Source organism: Pseudomonas sp. GW821-FHT12A04, assembly GCF_058807755.1.
This window is the reverse complement of the sequence record NZ_JBXAQZ010000005.1, coordinates 264,079-276,126: the sequence shown is the minus strand read 5'-3', so window position 1 is coordinate 276,126 and position 12,048 is coordinate 264,079. Positions and strand designations below refer to the sequence as shown.

Below are 12,048 nucleotides of genomic sequence, written 5' to 3'. Positions count from 1 at the left end.
CTCTTGGAATCCGCTCATGCGCGCAGCGGTGCGCAGAACAACGACTGGAAAGTTGCGGGGCAGATGCAAAGGACAAAGGGTTCGAACATGGTCAGGCCTCTTATTGTTATGGGGGCAAATCCCGGGTGGACCGGGCTTACCAGAACTTCCAGGTGTAGGTCGTGGCGACACGGAATTCGTTGTAGTCGTAGCCGTACTTCTGTTTCACGTCGATGTTGCGCAGGTCCAGCCCCAGGCCTTGCAGCGCCCCGCTCTGGACCACGTAGCTGAGCCCCAGAAAGCGTTCGCTTTCCTGGTTGTCGCTCAGGTTGTTGCCACGGTCCCAGTTAGTACCCTTGATGTAGCGGGTGTAGAGCTTCAGCCCTGGCACGCCCATCCCGGCAAAGTCATAGCTGTAGCGCGCCCCCCAGGACTTTTCATCCGGGCGGACAAACCCCAGGGACGACCAGTGCACCAGGTAAGGTTGCGGGATAAAACCGTTCATCGTTGGGAACACGCTGTCACCGAGCATGCGCTGGTAACTGAGGCCAAACATGTGGGCGCCTTTGAGCAAGGTGAACAAGGCACCGTAGGAACGGTTGTCGATCTCACCGTTCAACGCATTGCCATCTTCATTGTTATTGAAGTAGCGCAAGTCGGTTTTAAGTTTGTAGCCACTGCCCAGGTCAGCCATATGCATCAGGCCGAAATAGTGTTGCTGATAAATATCGTGCAACACGCCGTAGAAATAACTGGCTTGCAAGTTCTTGGCAATGTCGTAAGTTGCGCCGCCGAAGTCCAGGCCGTCACTGTCGAGATTATCGGTGGAACCAAACTTGTATAGCTTCTCGTGGTTGGAAGATTCCCGTGTCACGGCGGACCAGAACCGGCCACCGGTCATCGTCAACCCATCGACTTCCCTGGACTCGACCACGGCCCCTTGATAGATCGTATCCAGTTGCCGACTGGGGTCATCGGACGCCACCGGCAGTTGTGGACGAAGGTCACCGACCTTCAACTCGGTCTTGCTGTAGCGCATCTTGAAGGTTGCACCGGCGCGACTGTAGTCATCGGCCGTCTGCTGGTCGCGGACGCTGTACGGCAGCGAACCGTCATTGCCCGACGAATCCAGGCGCACGGCGTACTGCGCATCCACATCAAGGCCGATTGCCAGGGCCGTGTCGGTGTAACCGGAGGTAAACTGTGCATCGAAACCCTGAGACCAACTATGCACTTCAGAAACCGGCGCATTGGTATTGGTGTAGTTACGATGCAAGTAGAAGTTTCGCGTATCCACTTTCAAGTGACTGTCATCAACAACATCGGCATAGGCTGTCAATGGCGAACAGATAATTCCCAACACGCCGGCAATACCGAGCCCACGGCAACATTGCTTTACCTGATACATCTAACTTCTCCACATCTGTATGTGCTGGGCACTGTATTTATAGGAGCAGATTCGAACTAAAACTAAAAATGCCGGCAGCCGAACACCGAGCCCTCTTGAGCAGCAAGGCGGATTGCATCAGGGATATAAAGAACGATGGGTTCGAGCATTGTCAGACCTATTGTTGTTATGGGGTAAAGCGCCAGGCGGGCTCAGTGGAACAGCCAGCCAAGACGACACGCCTCTTGTCTACCCAAGGTAAGTGAGTAGGCGCCGCGCCGATATCGAGATGAACAGCATCCGTTGAGGGGAAAACTTCAACCCGGCTAAAGGTTTCCCTTAGTCGACTCAAAAGCGCAGGGCACACGGTGGGAGATGGCAAGCCTGAATTGCATAAGCCTTCCTTAAGCGAGGTCTTGTTGTTGGATGGGCCCTAAGCTAGCGATTGCCCTGCCTGCCAACCTCCCCGATTGCGCAGGCGATTCTCCAATTGCGCAGCCTGATGCAGACTGCCTGAGCACTGCAGCCTGCGAGCCCCCTGCAGCAACAGCACTTCGCCGCGCCATTCGGCGAAGTGGAAGCCCATCCCCTGGCGCCGAGCCATCCGGAGGCGGACAAGCTGCTGATGCTGTATCGCAATCTCGAGATGGCTATTGCAAAGGCTGGATTGCAGCGCTCCGGGTACCGGCGAACGCACTCGTGCCAAGCCAGCGCCACAGGTTTTCCGCATCCTGCACAGCGCCGTCTACACGCAGCTCTCGCGACTGAAGAACCTCCCTTGGTGTGCGGTCGCCAGTCCACACCTCGGTCAACGCACGCACGCTGGAGTCCACGACGAGTGTGAGTTCGCGTCCGGGGTCGTCGCGGCACAGATCTGCCACACCATGTTCGACCACGAGCCACCACTCTTGCTCGCCGGACCGCGCGTCGCGGAACCTGAAGTGAATGACCACCGCCCGGGACGGGAACATCTCGATGCGCGCGAACCGGCGCACGTCCCACATGAGCAGGCCCGCGTCGAGTTCGTTATCGCGAAGGCGACTACCTATCCAACGCGCGCCCCAATGCCCTAGAGCCATGATGATGGGGCGCAGTTCCTCGCCTGCCTCGGTCAGGCTGTACTCCCAGACTTTGCCCGTGGCCGTGCGATGTACGACACCGATATCTTCCAGGTGGCGCAGCCGCTGTGCCAGCAAGCTGGTGGACATACGTGGTACGCCGCGGTGCAGTTCATTGAAGCGTTTACTGCCGCACAGCAGCTCGCGCACGACCAAAGGCGTCCAGCGCTCGCACAGCGCTTCAGCACCGCGCGCGACCGTACAGAACTGACCGTAGCTTTCATCCATCGCCCGTACTCCGCAAATACAACGCTTCAGATTCTGAACTAGCCTCGCGGTATCGCCACGCGCACGCTGAAACCTGCCAAAGCCACCGTATCAGGAGAACGCCATGACCAAGATAGCCATCATTCAGCGGCCGCCAGTGCTGCTCGATCGCAGCGCGACGATCGCCCGAGCCGTGCAATCGGTTGCTGAGGCTGCGGCGGCTGGAGCCTCGTTGGTTGTTTTACCCGAATCGTTCATTCCAGGTTACCCGTCGTGGATCTGGCGGCTGGCGGCGGGAAAAGACGGGGCTTTAATGGGCCAGTTACACACGCGTCTGCTGGCCAACGCCGTTGATATCGCGAACGGTGACCTGAACGAATTGTGCGAGGCCGCCAGCACTCATGCCGTGACAATCGTATGCGGCATCAATGAATGCGAGCGGCGCAATGGAGGCGGCACGCTCTACAACAGCGTAGTCGTTATCGGTACGAACGGCGAAGTGCTCAACCGGCATCGCAAGCTGATGCCAACGAACCCCGAGCGCATGGTCCACGGTTTCGGTGATGCGTCAGGGTTGCGTACGGTCGATACACCCGTCGGCCGCATTGGTGCGCTCATCTGCTGGGAAAACTACATGCCCCTGGCGCGCTATTCATTGTATGCCCAGGGAGTGGAAATCTATGTCGCCCCCACGTACGACACCGGCGAAGGCTGGATCAGCACGATGCGTCACATTGCACTCGAAGGTCGGTGCTGGGTGATCGGCAGTGGCACCTCGCTGCGCGGCAGCGACATCCCCGATGACTTTCCGGCTCGCATGCAACTGTTTCCCGATCCGCAAGAGTGGATCAACGATGGCGACTCGGTGGTGGTCAACCCTCAAGGCCGGATCACAGCCGGTCCATTACACCGTGAGGCAGGCATTCTGTATGCGGACATCGACACCTCACTCGTGGCGCCAGCGCGACGGACGCTCGACGTCACCGGGCACTATGCGCGCCCTGACATTTTCGAACTGCAGGTGCGACGCACGCCGGCGACAGCGGTGCGCTTCATCGACGAGTGAAGCTAACCAACGCTCAGGCGATCCATCCCAACTTCGACGGTATGTGTAATAACTGATGAAGGAGTCATTCCATGAGCATTCAAAGGTCTTACAAAGGCAGTTGTTTTTGCGGCGCAGTCGAGTTCACCGTCAGCGGAGAGCCGGCCGCAATGGGCTATTGCCATTGCGAGTCGTGTCGACATTGGTCAGCAGCGCCGGTCAATGCCTTCACGCTGTGGAAACCCGAGGCGGTGCAAGTAACTCGGGGGGCTGACAACATCGGCACCTACAACAAGACACCGCAGAGTTATCGCAAATGGTGCAAGAGTTGCGGCGGGCACCTCTTCACCGAACACCCAGGGATGGGGCTCATCGACGTGTATGCCGCTGTCATCCCGGATCTCGCGTATTCGCCAGGAGTTCACGTGCACTATCAGGAGGCCAGGCTGCGCATCAAAGACGGGTTGCCCAAGCTGAAGGATGTCCCCAGCGAATTAGGGGGATCGGGCGTCAGCATGGACGAATAGCGCCAGCACGGTAGCGTGCGGCGATCCGACCTTGCCTGATTACGCCAGTTGCCATCTGTTCGGCAATGTCATGACCACCGGTTAACTGAAATCCAGGCCGCGTAGTTTTTCTTCGCGCATGCCGGCTTGAGTATGGACATTCAGGCTGCAGCCATTAATTCCATTGGTTATGTGGGTGAGGAGCATTCGTTCTATTGCGCGCGGCATGGGTGGCTAATCTAGGGAGGTTGAGGGGGGCAACCGTCAGGAAGGTGCAACCATATGGACGCAAATCCGATCGAAACCGACTATCTGATCATCGGGGCTGGCGCGACCGCCATGGCCTTCGTCGATACGCTACTCAAGGAAACGAATGCACGTATCGTGATGGTGGATCGGCACGGTCGACCTGGCGGGCACTGGAATGATGCCTACCCCTTTGTCCGATTGCACCAGCCCTCGGCCTTCTATGGCGTCAACTCACGGGAACTGGGCAGCGGAACGAAAGACACGACGGCACTGAACGAGGGCTTGTATGAGCTGGCCTCCGGCGCCGAGGTGATGAGCTACTTCGACCAGGTGATGAATCAGCAGTTTCTGCCGTCAGGTCGGGTCCGTTACTTCCCCATGTGCGACTACACCGGCGACCGCATTGACGACCACCGGTTTACCTCGCTGATCAGCGGCGTAAGCCATCAGGTGCGAGTGCACAAAAAGGTGGTGGACGCCACCCATGCCCAGACGGCGGTGCCCTCGACCCACCCGCCCAGATACAAGGTGGAACCCGGCGTGCAATGCGTGCCACTGAACGACCTGCCGAAGATCCAGCACCCACACACTGGCTACGTAGTGGTGGGATCGGGCAAGACCGGGATCGACGCCTGCCTGTGGTGCCTGCAAAACGGTGTTGCGCCCGAAAAAATCTGCTGGATCATGCCAAACGATCCGTGGTTGATCGACCGGGCCAACTTGCAACCCGGCCTCGACAGCTTCGAACGAACAATCGGCGGCCTCACGGCACAGCTCGAGGCTATCGCAGCCGCGGACTCGATCCCGGACCTGTTCTCCAGGCTTGAGGCGGCGGGCCAGCTCTTGCGCCTGGATACGGCCGTCGAACCCACTGCTTACCGCTGCGCCACCGTCACTCAAGCGGAATTACGCGAGCTTCGACGCATCGACAACATTGTGCGCCTGGGGAGAGTGAGCGTTATCGAGCCAACGCGCATCGTGCTCGAGCAGGGCAGCATCGCCACGAGCCCAAATGCTCTGCACATTGATTGCAGCGCCAGTGCCATCCCGACACTCCCTGAAATGCAGGTGTTCGACGGCGGCAAGATCAACCTGGTGATGGTAAGCAGCTGCCAACCCTTGTTCAGCGCGGCCTTGATCGCTTATGTGGAAAGCCACCTGGACGATCAAGCGCAAATGAACGCGTGTTGCACAATGGTCCCCCCGCCTCACGTCCCCACGGACTGGATCAGAATCTGGGCCGTCTACCTGGGTAACCAGCTACGCTGGGGAGAACATGAAGGTCTGTCCCGCTGGATCAGGCAGTCGCGTTTGTACTTCATGACGGCGGTGGTCAGGGGCTTGCAAGAAACCGACACCGAGAAACTGGCACAGCTGCGTCGGCTCTCTGTCAGCAGGCAACAGGCTCTGACGAATCTGCCGCGTTTGCTGGAGGTCATCGCTTGAATCGCAGGAAGCGCACATGAACGAGCCACACCTCGAACTGCTCGACATCAATGGCATTCGCATGCAGGTCGCCATCCAGGGCTCCGGTCCCTTGGTCTTGCTATGCCACGGATTCCCGGAGCTGGGGTACTCGTGGCGCAACCAGCTTGCTGCGCTGGCGGCCGCCGGCTACAGAGCGGTAGCGCCCGACATGCGCGGCTATGGCGGCACAGATGCGCCGGCCGAACCCGACGCCTACACCACGCTCCACCTGGTAGGCGACATGGTCGAGTTGGTCAACGCACTCGGCGAACAGCAAGCCGTGATCGTCGGCCATGACTGGGGCGCGCAGGTAGCCTGGGGCGCAGCATTGATGCGACCCGATCTGTTCCGCGCGGTGGTCGGCATGAGCGTTCCCTTCTCGCCACCGACACGCGTGGAGCTCCTCAGCGCGCTTGCCTCGCGGGGTATCAGCGACTTCTACATCCAGTATTTCCAGACGCCGGGTGTGGCCGAGGCCGAGTTGGAAAGGGACGTCGAGTCGTCGATCCGGCGCATCTACTTCAGTGGCTCGGGTGACGGACCCGATTGGCCGGTGTTCGGCCGGCTGCAGCCGGGCCAGGGCTTCCTCGGCGCGATGGTCGAGCCCGAAACCCTGCCAGTCTGGCTAAGCCTTGAGGACATTGCCTATTACACCCGCGAATTCACCCGCAGCGGATTTCGCGGCGGCTTGAACTGGTACCGCAACATGACGCGCTCATGGGCACTTCTGGCACCTTGGCGCGGTTGCATTATCCGGCAGCCGTCGATGTTCATTGCCGGGAGCCGCGACGGCGTGCTGAAGTTTCCGAGTTCCCCGCGGCAGATCGAAGCCTTCGCGCAGACACTGCCGGGACTGCGCGGGTGTCATATCCTCGAAGGTGCCGGCCACTGGATACAGCAAGAGCGCGCGACAGAGGTCAATGAGCTGCTGTTGGGCTTCCTGAAAGAACTCTGAATTGATTTAAAACTGGAGGGAACCATGAACAATCTCATCGCCACCGACGAGTCACCTGAAGCCGTTCGCCTCATGGTCAGGGTTTACGCCTACTTGCTGCTCGCAGGATTTGCGTTTGTTCCGGCCTATCTGATTGGGTACTTGTACTTTTTTCAGGACCCCACGCTTATATTCGAGAATCACCTGTTCCATATAGTTGCGATCACGACAGCCACCCTGGCCGGCTCGTTTGTTACGTACGTAACGTGGCGCTGCTATCAGTCATCGGGAGATCCGCTGCTGCGATGGATGACGCTTGGTTTTCTCGGCTTTGTACTGATCTATGCGTTGCATGGTGCGTTCACCGGGCAAGCACACCACAATATCTGGCTCTTCCTGCTTTATGGACCCGCCTCTCGCCTGGTCATGTCGATTCTGCTGTTAGTCGGACTGCTGTCGTACCACCGCCCACCTGTTGCCGCGGACCAACGAATGAAGGCCCGCCCGTGGTTGACCTGGATAGGACTGTTCCTGCTGGTCGACGTGGCAGTGGCGTACGTCGCGAATTCGCCGATCGCCAGCAATCTCGCGGTGCGCCTATCGATGGAAGGTGGTGCCCTCGTTCTTTCCACATTGACCGTGACAATACTCCTGCTGCGCCGTATCCGTTCGCCGCTGATGACCATTTTTATCATCTCGGTCACCGCGTTCGCGCTGTCCTCTCTTGCCTTCATCCTTGCACGTCCGTGGAACCATATGTGGTGGCTCGCTCACGCGATCTTCGCCGGCGGATTCTTCATGTTGAGCTATGGGGTAGTGCAAGCGTTCCTCACCACGCGGTCGTTTTCGAAGATTTACAGCCAAGAGGAGTTGATGGTGCGTCTTGCCGAAGCGATGGCGTATGCCGAGAGCGCCCTGCAGGAACTCCAGCGCACCAATCAAGAACTCGGGCACCTTGCGGCGACCGATCCACTGACCGGCGCTGATAATCGTCGTCGGTTCATGGAGCGGGTCGAAGTCGAAATTGGCCGGACCAAACGCGGCGGTGCGCCGTTCTCCGTGTTGGCACTCGATCTGGATAATTTCAAGTCCATCAACGATCGCTTCGGGCATCAGGTTGGCGATGACATCCTGAAGAGTTTCGTGGAGAAATGCCTCGATTCGATCCGCCCGTATGACGGTGTCGCCCGAGTGGGCGGGGAGGAATTCATGATACTGCTACCTCAGACTTCACTTGAAGGCGCGCACGAAATCGCTGAGCGTCTGCGAAGCACCGTTGCAAATAGTTCTTTTCATGGCCAGCAGCGGTCAACCGTGGTCACAGTGAGCATCGGCGTATCGCAATCCGGTCGCGATGGCGACACGATCGAGGCAATTCTGCGTACAGCCGATCAACGCCTGTATCACGCTAAACACGAAGGCCGTAACCGTGTGGTCACTACCTTCAAAACCAGCCTCCAACCTATGCCTTGACCATCGTCTCGAAGTCGCTGAAAGCGTCGGCACCGATACCCCGTGTCAGTGTTTCGGACTGTGCGACAGATTTCGAAAAAAAGTCGCAAGCCCCACTCCGCTTCGGGGCTTGCGACTCATTTGGCATTGTCATGCGCTTTGCCCGAGCCTTTCCCATGGTCACTGGCTGCAATCAACCAAGCTCCGTCATAACCATGCGTCAGTGGGAATAATCCAGTCACCTACGCCTTGCGGTGTCTTCTCGATCACTGATCCGCAGAACCCGTAACGGCGAAAATGTTGCAGGGCACTTGATACAGAACATGCTCCGTCGTACTGCCCACCCATTTGCCCAGTCCCTTGCGATGCGCATTTCCCATGACGATCACATCGGCCCGGTGATGCGCTGCAAAGTCGGCCAGCGCTTTGCCAGGGGGGCCTGCAACGAAGTGTTGCCGCTCAGTGGGTACGCCATAGTGGTCGGCCAATGCGATAAATGTCTTTTGCAGTGACTTGCGTACATCGCTGCTGAAGCCTGGCATCGTCACTGCACCAGCGCCTGCGTCGGATATATGTGTCAGCGATAGATCGTAGGCATACAGCAGATGCAACTCCGCATTGCATTGCATCGACAACCCGTTCGCCGCCTGGATGATGCGGTCGTTGATGCCAGTGATCTGAGTCTCGGGTTGTGACGGATCGACTGCCGCCACTACCACCCGTGGAAGTGGACACCTGAGTTCGCTGACCAGATGCACAGCCACCGGACATTCGCGCAACAAGTGCCAATCCAGAGGCGTAATGAAAACGCGTTTGAGCGCTGACTCGTGTTGCACGTCCTTGATAACCAGATCCGGTTGCATTTCTGCCACATGTCGAAGTATTTCTTGCAGCGCGGTGCGCGTAACAAGCACTTCGGTGCTCACTGCAACTCCGCGTCCGCGGATTAGACCGGCCTCATCCTTCAGCCACTTTTCGTTTTCTTGCTGACAGGCCTCACGAAAACGCGCACCGGCGCTCATCAAACCCAAGAGGTTGGAGTCTTCGATAAACACCGTGATATGCAGCGCTGCGCCAGTGGCTTCGGCAATGGCGACAGCTCGCTCCAACGCCGGGGTGTGACGCATGACTGGACCGGCTATCAGAAAGAGTCGTTGATACTGGCTCATGTAACACCTCCAAATGCTTCGGGATATCTAGCCCCCCCAGCGTTGTCGCCTGTCACACCACCGACGATTTACTATCGCCTCAACTATCTGGAACTATCAATATACGCCTGGATGCCATCTATCCCCTACTTGGCCGAGTCAACTTTTTCAACAGAATCGACCGACTGCTGCCGGTCGCCGTTGCCGATGTTCGACCGAAAGCCCACTGTCAGCGCGTTGTATTTGAGTCGCCCCGATTTACTGGACGCATGACCAGTTGAATCCACAGTCGTTTACTGGCGTTCACTAAAGGCAGTAAACCGCCAGGAACGGTTATCGAGATAGCGAACCTAAAAGGGGTCGCACACTGGCGCCGTTAGCTATTTAAGCAGCGGCCCCTAGAACTTTTCTCTATTTATCGGTCTATGTGGATAGCCACATCCGTTCGGTAAACGCGAACCCGCAGGCTCCCCCACAAATCAACCAGAGGTTGTCTTCGCTCATGAAATTCCATGACCCACGGATGGTGCTCTTCGGCCTGTTCGCGTTCGCGGCAGTGGGCTCGGCATCAGCAACACAGATGAAGACCTCAACCCCTGTTTTCGCACCTGAAGTCGCAGTCGTTCAGGTGCCGGCCCAGACTGCCGGCAATCCTTGGCCGACCTTGGCCAGCATGGCCGGCAAGCAACCAGGGCCGTTGCTTGCCCATGACGACCGATACTGGCATGACGGCCGCTGGCACTCTCGTAGAGACGATTGGCGCCGTGACGACTGGCGTAGAGATAACTGGCGCAGAGAGCAGGCCCGCCGCGAAGCAGAACGCCAACGTTATTGGGAACGCCACCATGATCGGGCCATGCGGCACCGCTATGAGGACGATCGCCGCTACTATCGTCGCTAGTGCGACGCCAAGAGCAATTCGCCTGCAACACCGGCGATGCACCGCCAACCTGCGAAACCGGCCCGAAACAGCTGTACTCGCTCATCGGGTTGTAGAAGCTGGCTAGAAACGTCGACGAGGTACGAGCGACTCCCTATCGCCCTCCTCGCCGGCGTTGAAGGCAATATGCAAACGATCATGGTTATGCTGCCGCCCTCCTCCAGTTCCGATGACGCCGAGCCACCCCATGCGAATACACACGCGGCAGACATACATGTTATGTTATATCTTATATAACCATGAACTGTCAGTCGCCACTGGCAGAGCCGTCCACCCCCTGCTTGCGACATTCGATGACAACTTCTACTCACATCCCCCCCATCACAAGCTTGAACCAACGCCTGCTGTCCATTGATGCCCTGAGGGGATTGGTAATCCTCCTTATGCTGCTGGATCACGTGCGCGAAACGTTCTTTTTGCACCGTCAAGTAACAGACCCCATGGACATCGAATCCACTGAGCCGGCGCTGTTTTTCAGCCGCACACTTGCTCATTTGTGTGCGCCGGTGTTCATACTGCTCACTGGACTTTCCGCTTACCTGTATGGCCAAAAGCACCAGGGCAAGGGCGATGTGTCAGCCTTTTTGTTCAAGCGCGGTCTATTGCTGGTACTGCTGGAGTTCACCCTGGTGAATTTCGCCTGGACATTTCAGCTCCCACCTACGGCGATCTACATGCAAGTGATTTGGGCCATTGGCATCTGCATGATTGCCCTGGTCGGACTGGTTTGGTTACCCAGGCCCATTCTGTGCTGCCTGGGCCTGGTGATCGTGGCCGGGCACAATCTGCTGGATAATGTGCACTTCGCGACAGGCTCGCCCATGCATATACCCTGGGCCATTTTGCATGATCGCGGCTGGATCGATGTCTGCGACAGCTTACGTCTGCGCACCTCTTATCCTGTGCTTCCCTGGATCGGTGTGATCGCCCTTGGATACAGTATCGGCCCCTGGTTTTCTGGCCAGGTTCTGGCCGCGGAGCGTCAACGTACTCTGCTGCTTGCCGGGGCCGGAACATTGGTCGGATTTGTCGCACTGCGAGCAGTCAATGGTTATGGCGAGGTGCATTGGGTCGCTCATGAAGGCATCACGCAAACCCTCATGAGCTTCTTCAACATTACAAAATACCCGCCCTCCCTGTTGTTCCTTTTGCTGACGTCGGGCATTGGCCTGTTACTGCTTCGTGCCTTGGAACAGGCTCAACAACGCAAGTGGGTCACTGCATTGGCAGTCTTTGGCGCGGCGCCGATGTTCTTCTACTTGCTCCACCTTTACGTACTCAAGGCGCTGTATCTGGTCAGCGTGGCGTTGTTCGGGTTGAACCAGGGGAATTTTTTCGGTTTCGACAGCGTTTGGGCTGTGTGGCTGACGGCGGTGCTCCTGGCTTTATCCCTGTATTTACCCGTGCGCTGGTTCGCGGCATTGAAGGCACGCCGTCGCGATATCAGATGGCTCAAATATTTCTGATCAGGACATTTGCTCACAAAAGTGGCCCCTGGAGAGCAATGCCAGTCAGGTAAGTGTTTGAACGCCTTCCAGAGGGATGGTGACCGGTCGTTGGATTAGCGTTCACTGAAGATCAAAACTGTGGGCGGCAGACTTGTGGCAACGGGTTAT

Annotated in this window: 10 protein-coding genes; 7 read left to right on the top strand and 3 right to left on the bottom strand. The window is 57.9% G+C overall.

The window, feature by feature from the left end:
• Positions 1–136 precede the first annotated feature (136 nt).
• Both AC1RS8_RS10725 and AC1RS8_RS10720 read right to left on the bottom strand, forming a co-directional pair.
• Complete coding sequence (locus tag AC1RS8_RS10725) at positions 137–1,387, bottom strand: OprD family outer membrane porin (protein ID WP_090456072.1); 1,251 nt, start codon at positions 1,385–1,387, stop codon at positions 137–139.
• 629 nt (positions 1,388–2,016) lie between these two features.
• Positions 2,017–2,712 carry a winged helix-turn-helix transcriptional regulator gene (locus tag AC1RS8_RS10720; RefSeq protein ID WP_090456076.1) on the bottom strand — a complete coding sequence of 232 codons (696 nt, stop codon included), beginning with the start codon at positions 2,710–2,712 and terminating at the stop codon, positions 2,017–2,019.
• 103 nt (positions 2,713–2,815) lie between these two features.
• Between AC1RS8_RS10720 and AC1RS8_RS10715 the strand changes: the two genes are divergently transcribed.
• The 5 genes from AC1RS8_RS10715 to AC1RS8_RS10695 all read left to right on the top strand — a co-directional run bounded on the left by AC1RS8_RS10715 (position 2,816) and on the right by AC1RS8_RS10695 (position 8,365).
• Positions 2,816–3,757 (top strand): carbon-nitrogen hydrolase family protein, encoded by a 942-nt coding sequence (locus AC1RS8_RS10715; RefSeq protein WP_489338672.1) that lies wholly within the window; start codon positions 2,816–2,818, stop codon positions 3,755–3,757.
• A gap of 71 nt (positions 3,758–3,828) precedes the next feature.
• A complete protein-coding gene (locus tag AC1RS8_RS10710; protein ID WP_154861938.1) occupies positions 3,829–4,263 on the top strand; it encodes a GFA family protein in 435 nt (144 codons plus the stop codon).
• A gap of 261 nt (positions 4,264–4,524) precedes the next feature.
• The gene (locus tag AC1RS8_RS10705) at positions 4,525–5,937 is read left to right on the top strand and encodes an NAD(P)/FAD-dependent oxidoreductase (RefSeq protein ID WP_489338673.1); all 1,413 of its coding nucleotides are present in this window, start codon (positions 4,525–4,527) and stop codon (positions 5,935–5,937) included.
• Positions 5,938–5,953: 16 nt separating this feature from the next.
• Positions 5,954–6,913: an alpha/beta fold hydrolase gene (locus tag AC1RS8_RS10700; protein ID WP_218497583.1), complete on the top strand. Its 960-nt coding sequence runs from the start codon at positions 5,954–5,956 to the stop codon at positions 6,911–6,913.
• Positions 6,914–6,937: 24 nt separating this feature from the next.
• Positions 6,938–8,365, top strand: coding sequence for a GGDEF domain-containing protein (locus AC1RS8_RS10695; protein WP_090456086.1), 1,428 nt, complete (start codon positions 6,938–6,940; stop codon positions 8,363–8,365).
• Positions 8,366–8,610: 245 nt separating this feature from the next.
• Here AC1RS8_RS10695 and AC1RS8_RS10690 read toward each other — a convergent pair whose 3' ends face one another.
• A complete protein-coding gene (locus tag AC1RS8_RS10690) occupies positions 8,611–9,513 on the bottom strand; it encodes a universal stress protein (RefSeq protein WP_090456087.1) in 903 nt (300 codons plus the stop codon).
• 481 nt (positions 9,514–9,994) lie between these two features.
• On the opposite strand from AC1RS8_RS10690, the gene AC1RS8_RS10685 reads away from it, so the two are divergent.
• A complete protein-coding gene (locus AC1RS8_RS10685) occupies positions 9,995–10,393 on the top strand; it encodes a hypothetical protein (RefSeq protein WP_218497584.1) in 399 nt (132 codons plus the stop codon).
• 332 nt (positions 10,394–10,725) lie between these two features.
• Complete coding sequence (locus AC1RS8_RS10680) at positions 10,726–11,898, top strand: acetyltransferase domain-containing protein (RefSeq protein WP_489338674.1); 1,173 nt, start codon at positions 10,726–10,728, stop codon at positions 11,896–11,898.
• Positions 11,899–12,048 lie beyond the last annotated feature (150 nt).

Excerpts from the sequence above, each read along its gene's own strand:
- AC1RS8_RS10725 (WP_090456072.1), bottom strand. The coding sequence starts at position 1,387 with ATGTATCAGGTAAAGCAATGTTGCCGTGGGCTCGGTATTGCCGGCGTG.
- AC1RS8_RS10700 (WP_218497583.1), top strand. The coding sequence starts at position 5,954 with ATGAACGAGCCACACCTCGAACTGCTCGACATCAATGGCATTCGCATG.
- AC1RS8_RS10695 (WP_090456086.1), top strand. The coding sequence starts at position 6,938 with ATGAACAATCTCATCGCCACCGACGAGTCACCTGAAGCCGTTCGCCTC.
- AC1RS8_RS10685 (WP_218497584.1), top strand. The coding sequence starts at position 9,995 with ATGAAATTCCATGACCCACGGATGGTGCTCTTCGGCCTGTTCGCGTTC.
- AC1RS8_RS10715 (WP_489338672.1), top strand. The coding sequence starts at position 2,816 with ATGACCAAGATAGCCATCATTCAGCGGCCGCCAGTGCTGCTCGATCGC.
- AC1RS8_RS10705 (WP_489338673.1), top strand. The coding sequence starts at position 4,525 with ATGGACGCAAATCCGATCGAAACCGACTATCTGATCATCGGGGCTGGC.
- AC1RS8_RS10680 (WP_489338674.1), top strand. The coding sequence starts at position 10,726 with ATGACAACTTCTACTCACATCCCCCCCATCACAAGCTTGAACCAACGC.
- AC1RS8_RS10720 (WP_090456076.1), bottom strand. The coding sequence starts at position 2,712 with ATGGATGAAAGCTACGGTCAGTTCTGTACGGTCGCGCGCGGTGCTGAA.
- AC1RS8_RS10710 (WP_154861938.1), top strand. The coding sequence starts at position 3,829 with ATGAGCATTCAAAGGTCTTACAAAGGCAGTTGTTTTTGCGGCGCAGTC.
- AC1RS8_RS10690 (WP_090456087.1), bottom strand. The coding sequence starts at position 9,513 with ATGAGCCAGTATCAACGACTCTTTCTGATAGCCGGTCCAGTCATGCGT.